The sequence below is a fragment of the Paenibacillus sp. FSL F4-0243 genome, assembly GCF_037963295.1.
GTDB lineage: Bacteria > Bacillota > Bacilli > Paenibacillales > Paenibacillaceae > Paenibacillus_AQ.
This window is the reverse complement of sequence record NZ_CP150151.1, coordinates 1,227,236-1,248,370: the sequence shown is the minus strand read 5'-3', so window position 1 is coordinate 1,248,370 and position 21,135 is coordinate 1,227,236. Positions and strand designations below refer to the sequence as shown.

Below are 21,135 nucleotides of genomic sequence, written 5' to 3'. Positions count from 1 at the left end.
GACTATTCTCCTTTCACAACGAATTCTCTTGCTAGTAGACCTGCGTTCTGACTGCTGCTTGCATGTGTAGCACCAGAAGCTAACAATTTATTAATTTGACCTTCAATATTTTGACTATCTAGCTCGGTTCCAAGAATGTATCCAATTATCTCTAGATGTCTTCCTTCATCTTCAGCGGCTTGCTTCGCTTCGATAATCGCTGGAAGCATTGCGCCTACAGGATCTTCGTGTGCCCCGAAGCCTAGAACAAAGTCCATCACAATAACACCGACAGAAGGATCTTTTGCTTCTTGAATAAATCTTTCAATTCGAGTGGATGGATCTATCATTGGATGTGGTTTGCCTTGTGTAAATTGGTCGTCTCCGAAGTCAATAAAGGTATGATCTTGGCTTACTCTAACATCTTTTAAGCGATATTCAGGATCTCTCTGAATGTTACTGTAGACATTATCGAATTTCTCCATAGCAATGTGCATCGCTTCATCACAGAGCGTACCGCCACTGAATAGGCCACGGATATATTTTTGCTGAGGATTTAACTTCGCACGCACTTCTTCAATAAGCGGAAGATTTAACGCACGTTTGTTAAGCTTCGATTCGTCTGCTCCAGCTAAAAGTACCGCTTTAAGTGCCGCTTCTTTTGACATTTTTGCAAAATGACCGCCTGCTTGGGTGACCTTTTCTTCATTCCCACCCACAAACCAAACCACGACTGGTTTCTTACATTGTTTAATTTGTGCAAGTACTTTCTCTTCTACACTTGGTGCTGGTGGTTTAGATACGAGAACAATAACCTTTGTTGCATCGTCCTTTTCTAACGCTTTAATTCCGGCCAGCATCATAATGCCGCCAACCTCTTCACTTAGATCTCTACCGCCTGTACCTATCAACTGTGTGATTCCACCGCCAAATTCATGAATACGAACCGTTACCTCTTGGCTACCTGTTCCTGATGCGCCAACGATCCCGATATTGCCTTTTCTCACGGCATTCGCAAAGCACAAAGCGACATTACCAATAATCGCAGTTCCACAGTCTGGCCCCATCATTAGCAAGCCTTTTTCTTGGGCTAAAGTCTTTAATTCAATCTCATCTTCAATACTTACATTGTCGCTAAACAGCATGACGTGAAGATTATTTTCAAGAGCTTTTCTTGCTTCTCTAGGAGCATAGCTCCCATTTACGGCAATAATCGCCAAGTTAGCTTCAGGAGTACCGTTTACAGCTGAGGTAATGGTTGAGTATTTAACCTCACTCTTTCCTTTAGAGGAATCTTTCTTTTTCGTTAACAAATCATTGATGCTATCGAAAGCACCCTCACATAGTTCTTCAGAGGCAGCCTTCACAATAATCACTAAGTCACTTGTTTTGGCACTTTCTACTTCAGGTGTCATCAAGCCCACATTTCTAATGACCTCTTTATTCATTTCAGTACCCATTGCAATAATGGCTTGTTCTACGATTTCGATCTGATTCGCTTTTGTTGAGAGTGACATCAAAGATACGGAATCGATATAAGTGTTTGGTTTTACTAAAACTTGAACAGTCATACTTGTACCTCCCATTTACTTGTTCATTTCCAGCCCTGCAACAATTCCTAGAGCTATATCAGTACCCGAAGTGGACCCTACAGCCAGTACCCTATCTAAAGCCAATAGCAATTCCTCTTCGCTACCTCTAAATAAAGCTTCCATTAAGTCACTTATAGACTCTCTTACCTGGCCAACTGCTGCTTTAGCTAATGCCATATAGCTGATGTCATTGGTTAAAGTCTTCGCTTGTAATACGACTTCTTCACAAAACGATTTGTATAAAAAGTATCGATTATTTTCGATGTTCAAGACAGTAAAAAATCCAACCAAGAAATCATCGCCAGCTGGCGTTAAGCCTGGCCCAAGGCCTATGAGCGAAGTTGCATGTGTGATTGCAGTAGAGATTCGCTTGTTTTGCAATTCCGATACAAGTAACTGCGTCCGTTCATGAAGCATTCTAGACATTTCATCGTCAAAAGGATTGCCGCTCTTGAAAGCCCTTTCAATTCTGCTGTTATTTCCGTGAAGTTTGATATATTGCTTCATGGTGGATACATTCATTATTAAGACATCAGCTTCTGAAGGATATTTAGGCAGCTTACAATTCCATTTCTTAACACCATTCATTGTGATAGACATCTTATTAGCAATTGATAAAACGGAATGATCCGAACTTACAATGTCATTCACCCTGATATCTGCTTCTTCAAAGTGTTCTAAGTCAATAATAAGTGTATTAGGAGCATTATCGATCCCCTTACACGCAATAGTATACAAATCTCCACGATCCAAACATTGAATATTGATTGTGCGATTAAACGTGCTATGAACAAAACCATGAAACTTATGATGAATGATTCGTTGAATAAATTCTCCATCACCGGATTTCGCAAATCTCACTAGAGTCACCTCTGTTTTAATTCCTTATATTTTCAAAAAGGTGATTGACCTCCTTTTCACTTCAACAGATGGATGAATGCATTGAATAATATGATTTGGTTACATCGTACAAAGGCAACGACGAGCGTAACTACCTTACGCACTTAATATATAATATACTGGTAGGGATCGTCATCGTTTAAGCGAACCAAAAAGAGTGCATCCTATTTGTGCATGTTATACAAGCGAATGTGTTAAAAGTGTGTCTGAGGAGCGTGCCAAAAATTGCTAACTGTTAAAGACTTAATGAAGATCAAGGCTATAGAGGGAATAAAAATTGTTGCTGGAGAACAAGGCATTGATAAATCCATATCCATCGTTAACATTATTGAGAATCCTGACGCCTTTGACTGGCTTTCACCTAACGAACTACTCTTATCAACAGGCTACATCTTTAAAAATAATGCAGAACTACAAAATCGAATTATTAAGGAACTTGCGGAGCTGAACTGTTCAGGATTGGTTGTAAAAATGAAACGGTACTTTGACAAGCTTCCTCAGAACATGATTGATGAAGCCGATAAGTATGGGTTGCCCCTTTTAGAACTGCCCTTTGAATACACACTCTCTAACATGATCTCGATCATTAATGAGAAGGTTTCCGGAAGATATGATTTGCTCAATAGAAAGACTTTAGATATACATAACTTGTTCTTCAAAATCACCCTCGAAGGCGGTGGTATTGCCAAAATAACTTCCATGTTATCCGAAACGATTAGTAATCCTATTATTGTCGTAGACAAGGATTGGCGATTATTGCATCACACTGAACATGCGAAGAACAACAGTCCTCTTGAGTATTATCTTGATTTTTCAAATCGACAGCCTGTTTTTAATAAAGCGTTCATCGATACTATTCCTACCAATCTAAATGAAATGAAAAAGTCTATTAAGAGGACCTATCATTCAGAAGGTGCAGAAATAAAATGTCGAGTGATTCCTGTCGCTGCTTCAAACTATATTTATGGCTATATTGTGATTTGGCAGACAGTGCAAGAGCTATCAGAATTTGATTACATTATTTTGCAGCAAGCCTCCACCATCATGGCACTCGAGCTGATCAAAGCAAAGGAAATTAGCGAACTTGAAATAAGAATTAAGCAGGACTCCATTGATGATTTACTTTCGGGGAAAATATCATCCCATGAAGCGCTGCAAACCTTATGTTATTTACATGGATTAAATCCGAGCTATATGTATTATAGTATGGTGATAAATATTGAAATGAATGAAGCAGACAAGTTTGAAGATATGATTATCGGAAAGTACAAAATGGAGTCTATTGCAAAAAAATGTGTGGACATCATTTATGACTTGTCGCATAAAGCGATTGGAGAAATAAAGTGCTTTTATAGAAATAATAGAGTCATCATTCTAGTAGGGCAAAATGAAGAAAGACCTCCTGTTGCGATTAGTGATGCCAAGTTATATGCAAATGAACTGCTTGAGGTACTTATTGAAAGAACGAAGGAAACACTCTTAATAGGCATTGGTCAGCAATACAGTACAATCAGCTCGCTGCATAATAGCTTTTCTGAGGCGAACGAAATGATTAAATTGATGCAACAAAAAAACCTTCAAAACAAGGTCTCACATTTCGAAGATTATTCGGTTTACCATCTGTTGGAAGCTAATATCAAAGTCGTTGCCTTAGAAGAATTTTTTCGGAAGTGTCTAGGTAAAGTGTATGATCATGATCAATTACATGGTACAAGCTACATGTTAACTTTAGAAAATTACTTTATTAACAATCTGAATGTTACCGAAACTTCAAAGGCTATGTTTTTACACAGAAACACACTTATCTATCGCATTGAGAAAATAAAGGAGATCCTAAATCTGGACTTAAAGCATTCAGAAGAATTACTACGAATTCAAATAGCGCTAAAGATATTTAGTATTTTAAATAAAACGATTTAAAAAAACTCCCCTTACAGCAGCAGGGTTCATTATTACACCTGTCTACTACATGGGGAGTCTTTTTATACATACTTATCTCGGCCAGACAACATTCCAAACGTCGTAACTACTCCAGAGATAACGATCAGTGTGATAAGTGGAATCGTCCACACTTGGGTCATATCGTATAAATAACCGATCAATATAGGCCCTATGGCTGCAAGCATATATCCCGTGGATTGAGCCATTCCAGATAATTCTGCAGCTTGATTTCCGTTTCGGGCACGAATTCCGATATAACTTAGCGCCAATGGGAAATTCCCTCCCAAAGCGATACCAATCAAGATAATACTTAGGATCATCATGGGGTAAGATGAGCCCATCCATAGGCCACCATAACCAACAATGGAGCACATGCCTAATGCGAATGCAATCCATACTTGAGAGCGTAGTCGTCCTGCAAGAATAGGAACAAGAAAACTAACAGGTACGCCAACAATTTGTGTGAAGGATAATAACCAGCCTGCTGTCCCCCTACTTATGCCATAGTTATATAAGATTTCAGGTAACCAAGACATCGTTATATAAAATAATGAAGACTGAAATCCCATGAATAGCGCTATTTTCCAAGCGAGTGGTGAACGCCAGATTTGCTTAGCACTGATCCTTACACTTTTTACTGCATTATCTTTGGCTGGATTTAATCTAATTAGAAGGATCCATACCACGATCGCTATGATTGTCGGAATTCCCCATACGATTAAGGCTCCGTCCCACCCAAGCTTCAGACCATGGGCTAGAGGAATACTAATACCTGATGCTAACGATGCGAACAATCCCATTGAAGTGGAATAGATACTTGTCATTAGACCGAACTTTTGTGGAAATTTCTCCTTCACAACTACCGGCAATAGAACATTTCCGATGGCTATCCCTACTCCAATCAATAGCGTACCAACGAAAATAAAGAGTGTCATTGAAATGGAACGAATTGAGATACCGACCAAAAGAATAACCAAACCTAACAATAGCGTCTTCTCGTTGGATAAACGAGCAGCGATTCTAGGAACGAGAGACGACATAACAGCGAAGGATATCAAAGGTATACTCATTAATAAACCTGCACTCCAGTGTGCAAGCCCCACATCTTCTTGGATAATGCCCACTAATGGGCCTACCGATGTAATTGCAGGGCGTAAATTAAAGGCTACCAGAACAATCCCCGAAATGAGTAAAATGATATATAACGAATTCTTGTTGTCTTGTGTCTGTGGTGAATGCAAAAACTAAATCTCCCCTCAACTAATCAAATGCCAAATGATCTTCAGAATGTAGCATTAGTTATAACATATAAGAAAGTAGTTTAAAAGTATAAAAACAAACAGCGCGCACCGATTGAGTATCGGCACGCGCTGAATTTCTAAGCTAGATAAAGAGAAATATTTAATTGTTTGATTTTCTCAATCCACTCTTCTGATAAACCTCTATCGGTTACAATCGCATCAAAATCATTTAACGAAGCAAAGTAAGTGGATTTAACCATATCAAACTTAGAGGAATCAATCACTAAAATTTTCTCAAGAGCACAATTAATTGCCGCATTCTTTGTGTCCACTTCACAACTGTTCGTGCAAGTAATGCCTAATTTAGCATTAACTCCAGCAGCAGAAATAAATGCTTTTGTTGTTCGTGTTCTACTTATTAAATCCAACCCTTCTCTGCTTTCAAACATTTGAAGTTCTGGACGGTAATGACCACCAATAAGAATAAAATCCTTAAACCCTTTTTTATGAATCTCAATTAATGCGTTCATAGTGCAGCAAACAATTTCTACAGAATGATTTGACGGAATATGTTCGATGATTTGAGCGGTTGTTGTACCAATATCAATAAAAATAATATCGTTAGGCTCGATTAGTGAAGCTGCTAACTTACCTATATTATATTTTTCTGATGCTCGATTATTTTTTTGAGTTGTCAAATCATATTCATCTTGTTTATTCTCATTTGGGTCAGAACCATTATAAATAACCGCACCTGAAACAACTTGAACGATTTTATTTTCTTTTAGATATTTAATATCTCGGCGAACAGTCATTTCTGTGACATCAAGTTGATGTGAAAGTTCTTTGATGGATGCGCCACTTTTATTTTTTAGGATTGATACAATTGTATTTACTCTCTCTTGCTTATCCATACCGGTTCATCCTAACTACTAATAATAAAGTATAATTATCAGAATTATACCATATCTAATACCCCAATACTTCCTGCCCTTTTACAATTTTAACTATGGCACTAGTTCCTAAACGGTCTGCACCCAAATCGATAAATGCTTTAGCATCATCCAAAGAGCGAATGCCTCCAGCTGCTTTAATCTTCACATTCTGACCTATGTTCTGTGCAAACAGGCTGACATCCTCTTTAGTTGCTCCAGCTTTTGAAAATCCAGTGGATGTTTTGATATAATCAGCACCAGCTTTTGTAACAAGCTCACATACTTTCACTTTTTCCTCTTGGGTGAGCAAACAGGTTTCAACAATAACCTTTAATACTCTACTTCCACATGCATTTTTAATGGCACGTATTTCGTCGCAAACTTCCTCATAACGTCCACTTTTTAAGAAGCCCACATTGATCACCATATCAATTTCCGATGCTCCATTTGTAATTGCATCCGTTGCTTCAAATACTTTAACGGCTTGTGTACTATAACCATTCGGAAATCCGATAACTGTACATATTGCTATTTTGCCTTCAACATAATTTGCAGCTTCTCTAACATAAGCACTTGGGATGCAAACACTGGCCGTCTGGTATTTCATCGCATCATCACATAAATTCTTTATATCATCCCATGTAGCAGTAACATCAAGGAGGGTATGATCTACTTTTCCTAATATATCTTTAACATCCATTCTGTTCACTTCTCCCTTAATAATTAATTATAAAACGTTTAAAATGTTAATATTCTAACAATTGTTATTGCACTACATGTAACTATTTTTTCCATAGCCATTGAAGGTGAAGAACCGAGCTCTGGGTGCGTGCAACTGCAACTAATAAGTGCTCCTAATATGTATCGGTTTAAGTTGCAATTCCTCAGTTTCCGCTACAAATCAGGTTTTCCCCCAATAACTCACAGGAACAACTACTGTTCTGAATCACACTCCTCCTTCTAATAACTCCAGGATATTTCATTTGTTACATTACCAATATATATATTGTTATATTAATAACATATGTTTGAATTATAACACAATTATGAATATAGTCAATTAAAGTAAAGTTGAAGCCCTTATTCGTGTCATACACCAATACATAGGCAGGAGCATAGACTTTAGGTATCTGTTAATTAGAGGTATCTAAGGAGGTTAATAAGTGGGATATTTTTACTTCAGAAATCCGTACTATGTGTGCCCAGGTCGTAGTTCCCCCCCATTCCAACCAATGACTCCAGGTGGCATGCAATCAGGCGGACCCATGCCCATATATCCTGGAAGCGGCACCCAACAACCAGGAATGCAGACGCATTCTAGTGGTGGCCCGGTATTTGCATATCTAACCATCACTGATATTCAACCTTTCCTCGGAAAATGGGGGATTTTCACCTTAAGTAGTGGTCAAAAGGTTGTAGCCTATGTCAATACAGTTAATACTGATTCAATTAGTGTGCTATTTGCAGATGGCAAAAGTGCTGTCATTGACGTAAAAATGATATCCATGGCTGAAGGACCGTTTCCCACAATGCCAGCTACTCCTGGTAGTGGTTCTGGTAGTGGTTCTGGTAGTGGTTCTGGCAGCGGCCCTGGTAACTGCAGTTGGAAAGAAATCCCCGGCCTTGGTTGGATTTGCATATAATAACTCACGATCCGTCAATGGAAATTTTCCTTCCGACGGATTTTTTGTGTTGTTTTACTAGATTACTAGTTGATATACGAAAAGGCCGCCGGATTATTTCCGACGACCTCTATAACTTCTCTTCAGGTTAAGTTATGATGCTGAGCAATAACCCCTTCTTGAGTTTGCTGATCCAACTTATAACATATCAAAGCAATCACACATGCCGATATCGCCAGGATGGAAGCAGCTATAGGAAGGGAGATTAATCCTCCATGCTGGGCAACCACTCCCCCAATCGCGGATCCTCCTGCGATTCCCAGGTTAGACGCTACTGGATTCAACGATGCAGCAAGGTCCTTCGATCTTGGTGAATACTGCTTGGCCAAATCTATCAAATAGAGCTGAGCTGGTGCGCTAACAATACTCGACATTACGGCTAGCATCATCAGTACGATCATTCCTAGAATCGAGATCGATGCGGTCAAACTAAAGATGATATAGACCACAGCTTGGATAAGAAATACGAATCTAAGCTTACTTACCGCATTTCCGGTTGCAACCTTGCCTCCAATCCAGTTGCTGACAATCGTGGCAATCCCGTATACAAACAGTACGCCACTAACCGAGCTCTTAGGAATATTCATCACTTGCTCCAGCAATGGTGTAATGTACGTGTACATCACAAACACCGCTCCCACTGCCGTAACTGGAATGAGAAACGCAAGAATAATGCGTCCATTCGTGAGCAGTTCGATCTGATCCTTAAGTGAGCTAGGCACAGGCTTCGGTAGTTTGCGTGGAATATAGGCATAATTTAGCGCTATGGCAATTCCGGCTAATACCCCATTTAGTACAAATGCTGCAGGCCAGTTGAAATACTGCCCTACAAAAGTGCCGATCGGTACACCAAATACATTCGCAACAGCGAAACCGCTCAAAATTGTAGCGATCGCTTTGCCTCTTTTCTCCGGGTCCACCGCTTCATTCGCTACTGTAATGGCTACAGAAAGAACAAAACCACATAGTACGGCAGTAACTATTCTAGTCACTAGCAGCATACTGTAGGTTCCAGTTATAGCACTCCACAAATTCAGCAGCAGAATCAATACAAGCGATACAAGAATCGTAATCCGTTTCGGGATACGGCTGAACAAAGACATCATAATGGGTGTGCCAATGGCATAAGCGATCGCGAAACCAGATACCAAGCCCCCGGCTGTCGCTAACGTTACTCCGAGGCTCGAGGATATTTCCGAGAGTAAACCAACGATAATATACTCCGTCGTACCCAGAATAAACGCCATAAAAGTAAACGAGAAAATCAATGCGTTCTGTCGTGATGTTGTCATCGTGCTCTCCATCCTATTTATCTCTATTTTCATAAGAACATACCTACTCATAATACTCATTTAGACTATATTGATCAATCCTATTTTTCATAAAAAGAAGCTTCCCTTAAGTTCAATGAACTCATGAGAAGCTTCTAGTTTAGGCCGGAGGCAAAATAATTAAGGTAATGACTTGTTCTTCGGAATAAGATCTGGCTGTTCCGGGTCCATCCGCATCTGCTTTGAACTTAATGAGGTAGGTCCCAGGGGCCGGCATCTTTTTATTTTCAAGTTGAAACGCGATATCCGAAACACCTCTGTTGCTTCCTGTGAAAGTCAGCGTATGCCCATCATTGCTAATTTGATCACTCGTAAGATTTAACCACCCACTAATGTTATAGTAGTCATTTGTGGTAAAGGTCATGCCTTCTATCGTTACCTGAACTTCAGCATTCGTAAAGGTTTCTCCGGAAAAAAAGTCAAAGCGAATGGTCCGTTGCGTAGAACCAGTTACCAGCTGTTTTGTTTTTGAAATACCTCCGTCAAAGCCATATATGGAGCTAGTAACCGTAGGTGTGATCAGAACACCATTAATAAGCTCAATCGTAACGGCATGTGCAGCGTCCTTCGCCGATTCATTATTGGCTGAATCCTTAGCGGTGATCACGAAATGATACGTTCCTGCGTTCAGATCACCAATATTGGCCGCACTCACAGATCCGTCTGCTTCACTGGTGCCTAATGCGATGGCTGTTCCTAATTCATCGGCATCTACTTCACCGTTCTCATTCGCATCCGTCCACAGGTAGGCTTGTACTGCTGCTCCTTGCTCGCCGATTGCTCCCGCTAACCCGCGAAGCTGATCTTGTGTCCCGTTATAGTTATCGATCGCCTCGAACTTGGCTGAGTCCACTACCGGTGCAGTCGTATCCGGAACTTCGTTCTTGCTCAAGGTCACCGTAACGGTATGTGCACCATCCTTCGCCGATTCATTATTTGATGAATCCTTAGCGGTAATCACAAAACGATACGTTCCTGCGTTCAGATCACCAATATTGGCCGCACTCACAGATCCGTCTGATTCGCTGGTGCCTAATGCGATGGCTGTTCCTAATTCATCGGCATCTACTTCACCGTTCTCATTCGCATCCGTCCACAGGTAGGCTTGTACTGCTGCTCCTTGCTCGCCGATTGCTCCCGCTAACCCGCGAAGCTGATCATGTGTCCCGTTATAGTTATCGATCGCCTCGAACTTGGCTGCGTCCACTACCGGTGCAGTCGTATCCGGAACTTCGTTCTTGCCCAAGGTCACCGTAACGGCATGTGCACCATCCTTCGCCGATTCATTATTTGATGAATCCTTAGCGGTAATCACAAAACGATACGTTCCTGCGTTCAGATCACCAATATTGGCCGCACTCACAGATCCGTCTGATTCGCTGGTGCCTAATGCGATGGCTGTTCCTAATTCATCGGCATCTACTTCACCGTTCTCATTCGCATCCGTCCACAGGTAGGCTTGTACTGCTGCTCCTTGCTCGCCAATGGCTCCCGCTAAACCGCGAAGCTGATCTTGAGTCCCGTTGTAGTTATCGATCGCCTCGAACTTGGTGCTATCAACCATAGGTGCATTGATATCTGAATTGCTGCTATGCCCACTTTGTGAAGAGGAGGACCCTCCAACAACAGGAGTAGGTACTGTTACCACTTCTTTACCCGGCTGAGGAGTTGGTGTGGAGCTTGGCTGCTCAGTATTCCCGTTCTCCTTAAACTTCAAAAACTTGGAGGCTACTAGAGCTACAGCCTGACGATCTACTTTGGCATCAGGATTAAAAAAATTATTATATCCAGTAATCAATCCATATTCTACAGCGGCAGCTATAAAATCTTTGGAATAATCAGCAATTTGGCTACTATCAGCAAATTGCAAAGTTCCAGCTTTACCCGTAGGATTGACCCCCAATGCTCTCACGAACATGACGACCATATCCTGACGTGATAAATTTTGCCCCGTACCGAAAAGATTACTGCCTGTACCCTTGATCAATCTGGCTTTGACAGCTGCCTCTACATAGCTGTATGCGTAGTTGCTTGCGGGAACGTCCAGAAAGGTTGGCAGCGCAGGAGGGTTCGAAACATCCAGCTTCAATGTTTTTGCTAAAATAATTGCAAAATCCTGCCGTGTAATATTCGACGTAGGATAGAACTTACTCTCTTCAACACCGGTCACTATCCCCTGATCGAATAGCTCAACAATCGCTTTCTTTGCATATGAGCCATCAATATCAATAAAGGAAGCGGCAGCCGATCCTTTGGTCGGCATAAGGATAGGGCTTGATAATACAGCAGCAGCCAATATAGAGCTTATCCATTGCTTTTTGTTCACTTGCTTGTCCCCCTGTTCATTGGATGCGTTATGTCGTTTGTCTACAGGATTATAACAAGGATCAATAAACAGATTATAAACAAATAAGCCATGGCCTTATATGCTGGTGGATACTACCACCACAAACATAGCTGTCGCTCACATCATTGATTCTGTGCATCAAACGAAAAAAAATGATAATATGTATGTTGGGTAAAAGGTCTTTGCTATAACTTATATGTTTTTATATATCGCAACAAGAGGAGATAATATGAGTAACGAACAAAACTTTTGGCTTGATTTACCGAAGCCGTTTTTTATATTAGCACCAATGGAAGATGTCACAGATGTTGTATTTCGTCACGTCATTAGTGAAGCTGCCAAACCCGACGTGTTTTTCACAGAATTCACTAATACAGAAAGCTATTGTCATCCTGTAGGAAAAGACAGTGTACGTGGTCGATTAACTTTCACAGAAGATGAGCAACCAATTGTCGCTCATATTTGGGGTGATAAACCTGTATTTTTTGAACAGATGAGTATTGATATGAAAAAACTTGGTTTTCGCGGTATCGATTTAAACATGGGATGCCCCGCACAAAACGTCGCAGCCAATGGTAAAGGTGCTGGATTAATACTACATCCTGAGGTTGCAGCAGAAATTATTCAAGCAACAAAAGCCGGTGGATTGCCGGTTAGTGTTAAAACAAGATTGGGTTACTCTGAGATTGATGAGTGGCGGGATTGGTTAACACATATATTAAAGCAAGATATTGCGAATCTTTCCATTCACCTTCGTACAAAAGAAGAAATGAGTAAAGTAGATGCACACTGGGAGTTAATCCCTGAAATAAAAAAATTACGCGATGAAATTGCTCCAAATACGTTATTAACTATAAATGGAGATATCCCGGACCGCGCAACAGGATTAAAGTTAGTTGAGCAATACGGCGTTGATGGTGTCATGATTGGCCGCGGCATCTTCACCAATCCATTTGCTTTTGAAAAAGAACCTAAAGAACATAGTCCAAAGGATTTTCTCAATTTACTTCTATTACAGTTGGATCTTCACGATAAATATTCAAATGAACTCGAGCCACGTTCATTTAAACCACTTCTTCGCTTTTTCAAAATCTATGTTCGTGGATTTAGAGGCGCAAGCGAATTAAGAAACCAATTAATGGATACAAGATCAACAGATGAAGTACGTCGTTTAGTAAAAACTGTTTTAGAACAAGAATTAGAATGAGGCATATTCACCTGTGAATTGCCCCGTCAATTAGACAGTATAAAACTATCTGATGCTTAACAGAATGAAAGGCCTCTCGTATTCCTACGAGAGGCCTTTCATTTTTACCCTATACGGTCAGAACGTAGTCCTCAATTCTAGTAAAATCAACTTATCCCCATATGGCAATGGAGATGATCCCACAGGTAATCACAGCCGACATGATAATTCTTCGCACTCCTTGCTTCTCTTTTAGTACAAGTATGCCAAGAATCGTACCTACAACCGTTCCAATTTCTCGTATTGGTGCAATTGAAGCTAGTGGAGCAAGCTTCATTGCCATCAGAAACATAAAATAAGAAGCTGGCGAGCAAATACAACCAATCAAGATCATTTTCCAGTTTTGTTGCCATTCTCTTATAATTTGTGCACGACCGGCTCTTATGACCATGAAGAAAGCGACGATTACATAATTAATATTGGATAATTCAAGCGTTGATAGTGGAGATAATTGCTGGACAATTAGTTTGTCCATTAATGTATAGCCTGCAACACACATCCCTACTACAATTGCATAAAAAATGGATATAGAATGAGTCGTTTTCCCTTGATTTGCATGACGATTAACGATTCCACTAATAATAAAGAGCCCTACTATGATACAACAAAAGCCTATCCAGCCTACTAGAGTTAAGGAATCCCCGAATAACACAACACTTAACAAGGTCACTAGCATGACACCAGTCCCTCGCATGATTGGATAGGTCTGCGATAAATCACCATAGGAATACGATTTAGAGAGGAAAATGAAGTACGACCCTTGAAATAAAGCAGATATCGCCATATAGCCAAGTGTCTCCGCATGAAGCTCAACTTGAAGCAGCTCAATAATAAAATAAGGTAATAGAGCAAGTGTACCAACAATATGAATCGACCAGAGAAATACGTATTTATTCAGACTTCTCTTTGTAAATAGGTTCCATACCGCATGGGTAATACCTGAAAATAAAACTAAAAAGAATGCCATTGAAATCATAGAAATATCCTCATTTCACTTATGCGCTAACTCATATGTCCAGTTGCATCCCATCAAATGCTACTGTAATCCCATTCGGCTCAAAAATATGAACCAAATCTTCATGCAACAGATGAGCATTATGAGAGAAATGAGTGACTACGATTCGCCCTTCTGCTTTCATAACAAAATTCTCGATTAACCATTCCCGTGTTTTTAGAGTATCTTCAACATTCATGTGAACTTCACAATTTGGGGCATTCCCAGTCGTACATTCTAGAATAGCAAGATCCAGTTTTTTCCCTTTCAACCAGTCCCAAGTCTGTTTGGGAAACCAACCGCTGTCGTGACCATAGAAAATGGCTTTTTCATCCTTTTCTATGTAATACAATAAACAAGTTTCTTTAGAATCATGATTGGCAAGCAATGGCGTAATCGTAGCTGTTTGTGTTTGTACGGTTTCAAAGGGCCTCAAGTTGTGAAGTTGGAAGCGATGCCTTTCCGTGGCAAGCAATTGACTACAGTGCTTAATAGGCAAATCATGACCGTATAGATGAAGTTCTTCCTCTTCATTAAATTGAGCATAACCAAGCGCACGAATCAGTAAATCTTCAGGATACAAATGATCGGAATGTGAATGTGTAAACAATAAATCGCGAACCTTATCCATATCTACAGAATCACGAATGGAATGATGTAAGGTGTCCGCCGGAAAATCAATCTTAAGTATTTCATCAATCAAGACCGAAGTGCGTGTACGAATATTTTTTCCACCACGTACTTTGGCATGCTTGCAAGTCTCGCAATGACAGAATAACGAGGGAATCCCTTCAAATGCAGCCGTTCCATGAAAAAGAACCTTCATAAATATACCACCCTTGTAGTAGAGAACAACAGGAGGTTAATCCTGTTGTTCTCTACGAGTAACACTCTAAACTGGCTCACTCACTTAATATTTGCATCATCCAAATACTGCAACCATTGCTTCGTGTATTCCGCTTGAATTTTATCGAGACCAGCTTTTTTCGCCTTTTCCATAAATAACTTCAAGCCGGCTTCAACATCCTTAACCATACCATCATTCAAAGGATATAAGTATTGCTTTTCAACTTGTAGAAGGGCCGCCTTCTCTGCTTGATAAGACGTCCAATCCTCTCCGAAACCTTGGAAAATATTCGGTTTTGCTATCTTATCCATTTCATCGAACATGTCTAACACAGCTTGATAGCTCTTATCAAACAACATGAACTCCGGATTTCTCCATGCCCATCCATTCATACCTTCTCTTGTGAATCCATTTGATTGGGCATCACCAAGCATTTTATAATATTTCCCATCTTCAATTTCAAAATGCTTGCCTTCAATACCGTATTGCGTCAGCCAATTGTAGCGTTTATCCGTGACCAATTTCTCATAGAAAGCAAGAGCTCTCTCTGGGTTTTTGCTGCTGCGTGGAACTGCAAAGCCATTATGAATCGGGTGAACGGGTGAAGAGAATCCTTTCATGTTCGGATACGGGGAATAGCCTAGCTCCCAATCCGGATGCAGTGATTTCACTTTGACAACAGCATCACCAAAGCGGTTAGGATTCTCACTTCCCAAAATTGCTGCGGCTTTACCGGCAGCAAATATATCACTACCGCTATCTTTAATGTTCAGCATATTCTTCATAAAGTACCCTTTTTCTTGCCAACTCCTGAACATTTTTAAATCTTCCAAATGCTGCGGAGAGCCCCAATAGCTGGTTACGTCTCTTGGAGTGTCATACATGATGCTAAGTCCATATGGAACTTTATCGTTGGTATTCACAGTTTTAGTAGTCATTTGACGGATGGAATCTACATGACTAACCTCAGTATCCGCCAGAGGTAGCATATCCGGTTCATTCTTGCGTATGCCATCCAAATACTGCTCTAGCGTTTCGAGTGATTCCGGCTTTGGCAAATTATACTTTTTACGCAAATCTTCCCGATAGGCAATACCATCATTTACATACTCCTTCCAGATAGCTGGAACGGTGTAAATTTTCTTGTCAACCTTGACTGCTTCCCAGAAATCCTGTGGTACATATGCTTGTAGCTTAGGTGCAGCCTTCGGTAGGAGATCATCTAGCGGAAGGAAAGCCCCTTTCACCGCATATGACTGGTAATTTGTCCATTCTGCCGTAAAGATCAGGTCAATCGGCTGCCCTGAGGACAACAGAAGCTTATACTTCGACTCCCAGTCTGTCCAGGTTGTGAAGTTGAATTTGACGGTTGCATTCAAATCTTCTAATGCCATTTTGTTAACTTCATCCTGAATGAGATTTAAATCCTTTGGGGCATCGCCCAGCATATAGAACTGAAGCTCTACTTTCTTGGATGTGTCGATTCCAGTCGCTTCTGATGCTTCTGGTGCTGGAGTACTGGTATTCGAATTCGAATTCGAATTCGTTGTTGATTCTGACGATGCCTCCTTAGTATTCGTGCTATTACTACTGCAGCCAGCAAACAAACTTGCAGTTAAGAATAAAGAAGTGCCGATCGTTAACAATTTCTTTTTTCCTTTTCTCATACTAACCCTCCCCTTAATTAAATGATCTATGTCAGCCGATCGCATACGAGTTCCCTTCGTTTGCTTTCGGTACTAACCCTTCACTGCACCAATCGTTAATCCCTTCACAAAATATCGCTGCACAAACGGATATAAGAAAATAATGGGTCCAGTAACGACGATCGCCATTGCCATCTTGGTCGACTCTGTCGGAATGTCACGCCCTAGGGTTACACCGGTTCCAGTGGCCATTTGAGAAACGAACATCATGGTATTGATCGTGTTATACAAGTAGTATTGAAGCTGATACATGCTAACGTCATTAATGAACAAAGAAGACATGAACCAGTCGTTCCAGTACGTCAGAGCAAGGAACAGACCTACAGTCGCTATGCCAGGCATAGCAAGCTTCAGCACGATACTGTAGTAGATCCTAAAGTCGTTCGCGCCATCGATTTTGGCCGATTCGAATAATTCTTCCGGAATCGCAGATTTGATAAAGTTTTTCATTAAAATAATGAGAAAAGGTGTCATAAGACCAGGTAATATCAGTACGGCATAGGTGTCTGCCAGCCCAAAGTATGTAGTCAGCATGATGTACCAGGGCACAAGCCCCCCTCCAAACAGCGTTGTGAAATAAATGAAGAAGGACAAATGATTGCGATACTTGAAATCTTTCCTCTGCAGAACGTAACCCGCCATCGTAATAAGAAACAATCCCACCAACGTTCCAATCACAGTTACAAAAATCGTTACACCATAAGCCTTGATTAGCTGAGTTGGAAAGATAAATACCATTTCATAACCTTCCAGCGAGAACACTTTAGGAATCAAGTGAAAACCGTCGCGAATAATGGATTCATTGGCTGTCAATGAGCCTGAAATGATCAGAAGGAAAGGAAAGAGACAGAGCAAAGAAAAAATCATAATAATCAGGTAAGCCATCATGCGGAAAACTCTAGAACTTAGAATGTTGTCATCCAATGTAATCCCTCCTCCCTACTTTAGAACAATGCGTAGTCATCATTAATTTTCTTGATGATATAATTCACTGTCATAATCATTACAAATCCGAAGATAGACTGATACAAACCAGCAGCAGTTGCCATACCAATATCAAAATTAACTTTCAAAGATCGATAAACGTAAGTATCTACAATATCCGTAACGTTGAAGAGCACTCCGTTGTTCCCGACAAGCTGATAGAACAGATCGAATTGACCTTTCATAATGCTTCCGAGTGCAAATAAGAGCAGAATGATAAATGTTGACTTCAGCATAGGTATGGTAATATACCAGATTCGCTGAAAAATATTTGCACCATCAATTTTGGCAGCTTCGTAATACTCATCGCTAATTCCCATGATGGATGCAAGATAAATGACCATGGAATAACCCAGGTTCTTCCATAAATAAAATGCTGTAATCAGAAATGGCCAGAGCCATGGTGTATTGTATATGTCTACTGGATCCAATCCGAACGATTTGAGTAACTGATTAACAAAACCAGAATCAGCATTAAACATGTTAAACGCTAAAACACTAATCAGAACAAACGAAACGAAGTAGGGTAGAAACATAATGGATTGTGATAACTTTTTAAATAGCTTCCCTCGGACTTCACTTAATAGGATTGCTGCCCCTATAGATACCACGTTACCTAATATGATAAAAACCACGTTGTATCCAAGCGTATTGATTGTCAACTTCAACAGAATTCCAGATTGCGTTAAAAATTTAAAATTGTCTAATCCTACAAACGGACTTCCAAATAAACCACCTGCAAAATCATAACTTGTGAATGCATAATAGATGCCGACCATTGGAGCATAAGAATTTATTAAGAAAAAAATCAGTGTCGGTGCTATCATCAAAAACATGATTTTATTCTTATTTAATTCATAAAAAAAACCTTTCTTCTTAAACATGACTGACCTCCTCCTGAATAGAATTGCTCGTGAATCTTACTTCCAAATCATAGAAGAAGCGGATTCGATAATATACTGTACAATGATACACATTGCTGTAATCTCGGTATTTGTGAAGTATGAAATTTCTGTACTTTTGTGAATATTCACTACATTTAACCTAATTTCGGCTGCTGGATTTATAAATTTGATTGAAAGCACCAGACTGATGATTTATACTCAGACCAGCGATGAAAGGGGTTTCAACAAATGATAAAACATTGGTCTAAAGAGCATAAAAAAGTTTACAGCCGAATACTCCTTGGCTCTATTGGATGTGTTGTTATTACCCTTTTGATAACTTCAACTATTCTTTATATGAACTTTACAAGCATCGCACTTAAACAAGTTTATCGTTCCGATTCAAATAGTCTAAATCAAATTAAAACGCAATTATCTACTATGACAGAGACTGTTACCTCACTGTCCTCCCAGATTTACTATGATTCTGCGGTATCTAAGTTGTTGTATTATGCGGACTTGAATATCTATGATGTCATTTTTGCACAGCAACAACTTGATAACTATCGCGCATCCTTACCATTCATTGAATCCATTTATGTATATAATGCGAAATCCAATCAGTTCTATATTAGTTCCAATAATTCACGAAGCGGAATTCAACCGAAGTCCGAACTGGATGATGATGGAATTCTAGACCTTTTTATGAAATTCAAAGAACATCGCCCCTTTCAACCGATTCCCAGAACCTATAACATCGGTTCGGTTCAGACCACTCCAGTATCAAGCTACACTTACTTATGTTATAGCGTCATTGATGATAATAAAGATTTAAATACAGCTGTTGTTGTCAATATCTCGGCATCATGGTTAGGCCTGCGAATGGATCAGTCGGAGAAAGAGATCTCGGAGAATAACACGTTTATCATTAATCAGGATGGAATATTATATTCCAGTAGTGATAAGCAAGAGATGCTAACTGATATATCTGATAAAACCTATATACAGAAAATTATTCAGGATACTTCAGAATCTACATATTTTGTAGACACTGTGGATGGAGTTAAATCTTTAATAACGTTTACTACACCCGATTCATTAGGCTGGAAATATGTTCGGATTACCCCTTATAGCAATATCACTCAAGAAATAAATGAAATGAGGTATCGAATATTATTTATCTGTATTGGCATTCTTCTCTTAGGATTGTTGATTTCGTTAACTTTATCCCATAGCGTATATCGCCCGATTGACAAAGTCATACGCAAGTTCAAAACCCTGGAAACAGAAAGACGTAACCATCAGCATATTCTCAAGCAGGATTTCCTTAGAAATACGATTTTAGGTAGAGAAACGAATAATGCTGAGGTATTACAACAGAAATTACATTACTTCAATTCAGAGCTTATGGTTAATAATAAATCACTGATTGTTTTGATAAGGATCGATCAATTCCCCACAGTCCTCGAGAAATACAAAGAAGATATAAAATTGCTCAAATATGCCATAATGAACATTTGTACAGAAATTTCCTCACCGATCTTTCAAGTCGAAGCCATTGATATGGGGGATGATAGTCTTTTACTTTTGCTAAACTTCCATGATCCGCTTTATATAACGGAACGGGATTCGCTGATTGAAATGGCAGAGCTTATGCAATTGTCAATCGCCAAACATTTAAAATTATCCATCACGATTACCTTTAGTCCTGTGAAGGAATCCATTGAGCAATGCATCTTAGTCTACAAGCAAGTACTTGAGGCTTCTTACCATCGATTATTCAAAGGATACGGTAGCATCCTCTTTTCGGTTGACATTATGAACTTAAAAACCAAAGAATATATGTTTCCAGTTCACAAAGAAAAACAGTTCATTGAATCCTTGATGTCAGGAAATGCGGAAAAGGCACGGAGCATCTATATTGATATCGTAGGAGAAATATCAGAATATTCTTTTACCGTTGTTCAACTTGTCGTATCGCATTTAGCACTTACTGTTAATAACGTCTTGCGAACATTAAAAAAGAACAATGCGATTTTAACATTACCCGAATTCGATACAACGTTCTTACTACCAAATCATGTTGAAACCATGGAAGAAATCAACACTCCATATTTCAAGATATTTGAAGAAATAAGTGAAAAACTCGAAGAGAAAAGAAGTACAAAACAAGAAGATCTCATTAGAAAAGTACATCAAATTATTGAGCGAGATTATAGCAATTCCAACCTGTGCATAAATTCAATTGCAGACGAGCTCTCGATGTCTCCAATCTATTTGAGCCGGTTATATAAACAATTAACTACAAAAGCACTACCCGATATAATTAGTGAAATGCGGTTGAATAAAGCCAAAGAGCTGTTGAAGACCTCTGAATGTACCATTGTTGATATCGCAGAAAAAACTGGATTTACTAGTAGTTCGTATTTTTATCGTTTATTTAAGAATAGTACTGGTATAACCCCGAGCGATTATAGAAAAAAAAGAGACCCTCTACAATTTTGTGCAGCAAGCGAAAAAAAATGA

General features: G+C 39.6%; 16 protein-coding genes. 4 read left to right on the top strand and 12 right to left on the bottom strand.

The features are described from left to right. Positions 1-2: 2 nt before the first annotated feature. The gene (gene fdrA, locus NSS87_RS05575) at positions 3-1,550 is read right to left on the bottom strand and encodes an acyl-CoA synthetase FdrA (RefSeq protein ID WP_339245426.1); all 1,548 of its coding nucleotides are present in this window, start codon (positions 1,548-1,550) and stop codon (positions 3-5) included. A gap of 15 nt (positions 1,551-1,565) precedes the next feature. After that, positions 1,566-2,432: a DUF2877 domain-containing protein gene (locus NSS87_RS05570; protein WP_339245424.1), complete on the bottom strand. Its 867-nt coding sequence runs from the start codon at positions 2,430-2,432 to the stop codon at positions 1,566-1,568. 264 nt (positions 2,433-2,696) lie between these two features. Here NSS87_RS05570 and NSS87_RS05565 point away from each other — a divergent pair, with 264 nt between their 5' ends. After that, positions 2,697-4,391, top strand: a complete 1,695-nt coding sequence (locus tag NSS87_RS05565; RefSeq protein ID WP_339245421.1) for a PucR family transcriptional regulator ligand-binding domain-containing protein — start codon at positions 2,697-2,699, stop codon at positions 4,389-4,391. A gap of 62 nt (positions 4,392-4,453) precedes the next feature. Here NSS87_RS05565 and NSS87_RS05560 read toward each other — a convergent pair whose 3' ends face one another. From NSS87_RS05560 to deoC, 3 genes are all read right to left on the bottom strand, one after another. Next, positions 4,454-5,653, bottom strand: coding sequence for an MFS transporter (locus NSS87_RS05560; protein WP_339245418.1), 1,200 nt, complete (start codon positions 5,651-5,653; stop codon positions 4,454-4,456). A gap of 137 nt (positions 5,654-5,790) precedes the next feature. Then, entirely contained in the window at positions 5,791-6,567 is a 777-nt protein-coding gene (locus tag NSS87_RS05555) for a DeoR/GlpR family DNA-binding transcription regulator (RefSeq protein ID WP_042185310.1), read from the bottom strand. Positions 6,568-6,622: 55 nt separating this feature from the next. After that, positions 6,623-7,288 (bottom strand): deoxyribose-phosphate aldolase, encoded by a 666-nt coding sequence (deoC, locus tag NSS87_RS05550; protein ID WP_076283948.1) that lies wholly within the window; start codon positions 7,286-7,288, stop codon positions 6,623-6,625. A gap of 463 nt (positions 7,289-7,751) precedes the next feature. Between deoC and NSS87_RS05545 the strand changes: the two genes are divergently transcribed. Continuing rightward, the gene (locus NSS87_RS05545) at positions 7,752-8,231 is read left to right on the top strand and encodes a hypothetical protein (RefSeq protein ID WP_339245413.1); all 480 of its coding nucleotides are present in this window, start codon (positions 7,752-7,754) and stop codon (positions 8,229-8,231) included. A gap of 122 nt (positions 8,232-8,353) precedes the next feature. On the opposite strand, the gene NSS87_RS05540 is transcribed toward NSS87_RS05545, so the two are convergent. Then, on the bottom strand, positions 8,354-9,562 hold the full coding sequence (locus NSS87_RS05540; RefSeq protein WP_042185304.1) for an MFS transporter: 1,209 nt from the start codon (positions 9,560-9,562) through the stop codon (positions 8,354-8,356). 139 nt (positions 9,563-9,701) lie between these two features. Next, positions 9,702-11,927, bottom strand: coding sequence for an S-layer homology domain-containing protein (locus NSS87_RS05535; RefSeq protein ID WP_339245408.1), 2,226 nt, complete (start codon positions 11,925-11,927; stop codon positions 9,702-9,704). Positions 11,928-12,177: 250 nt separating this feature from the next. Here NSS87_RS05535 and NSS87_RS05530 point away from each other — a divergent pair, with 250 nt between their 5' ends. Then, positions 12,178-13,155, top strand: a complete 978-nt coding sequence (locus NSS87_RS05530) for a tRNA-dihydrouridine synthase (RefSeq protein WP_339245406.1) — start codon at positions 12,178-12,180, stop codon at positions 13,153-13,155. Between the two features lie 151 nt (positions 13,156-13,306). Here the strand turns inward: NSS87_RS05530 and NSS87_RS05525 are convergent, their stop codons facing one another. The 5 genes from NSS87_RS05525 to NSS87_RS05505 form a co-directional block, all read right to left on the bottom strand. Beyond that, a complete protein-coding gene (locus NSS87_RS05525) occupies positions 13,307-14,170 on the bottom strand; it encodes a DMT family transporter (RefSeq protein ID WP_042185300.1) in 864 nt (287 codons plus the stop codon). A 31-nt stretch (positions 14,171-14,201) separates the two neighbouring features. Beyond that, complete coding sequence (locus tag NSS87_RS05520; protein WP_339245402.1) at positions 14,202-15,014, bottom strand: MBL fold metallo-hydrolase; 813 nt, start codon at positions 15,012-15,014, stop codon at positions 14,202-14,204. Positions 15,015-15,094: 80 nt separating this feature from the next. Next, positions 15,095-16,702 (bottom strand): extracellular solute-binding protein, encoded by a 1,608-nt coding sequence (locus tag NSS87_RS05515; RefSeq protein WP_339245401.1) that lies wholly within the window; start codon positions 16,700-16,702, stop codon positions 15,095-15,097. Between the two features lie 72 nt (positions 16,703-16,774). Then, complete coding sequence (locus NSS87_RS05510; protein WP_042185294.1) at positions 16,775-17,671, bottom strand: carbohydrate ABC transporter permease; 897 nt, start codon at positions 17,669-17,671, stop codon at positions 16,775-16,777. A gap of 14 nt (positions 17,672-17,685) precedes the next feature. Then, a complete protein-coding gene (locus NSS87_RS05505; protein WP_339245399.1) occupies positions 17,686-18,609 on the bottom strand; it encodes an ABC transporter permease subunit in 924 nt (307 codons plus the stop codon). 249 nt (positions 18,610-18,858) lie between these two features. On the opposite strand from NSS87_RS05505, the gene NSS87_RS05500 reads away from it, so the two are divergent. After that, the gene (locus tag NSS87_RS05500; RefSeq protein ID WP_339245396.1) at positions 18,859-21,135 is read left to right on the top strand and encodes an AraC family transcriptional regulator; all 2,277 of its coding nucleotides are present in this window, start codon (positions 18,859-18,861) and stop codon (positions 21,133-21,135) included.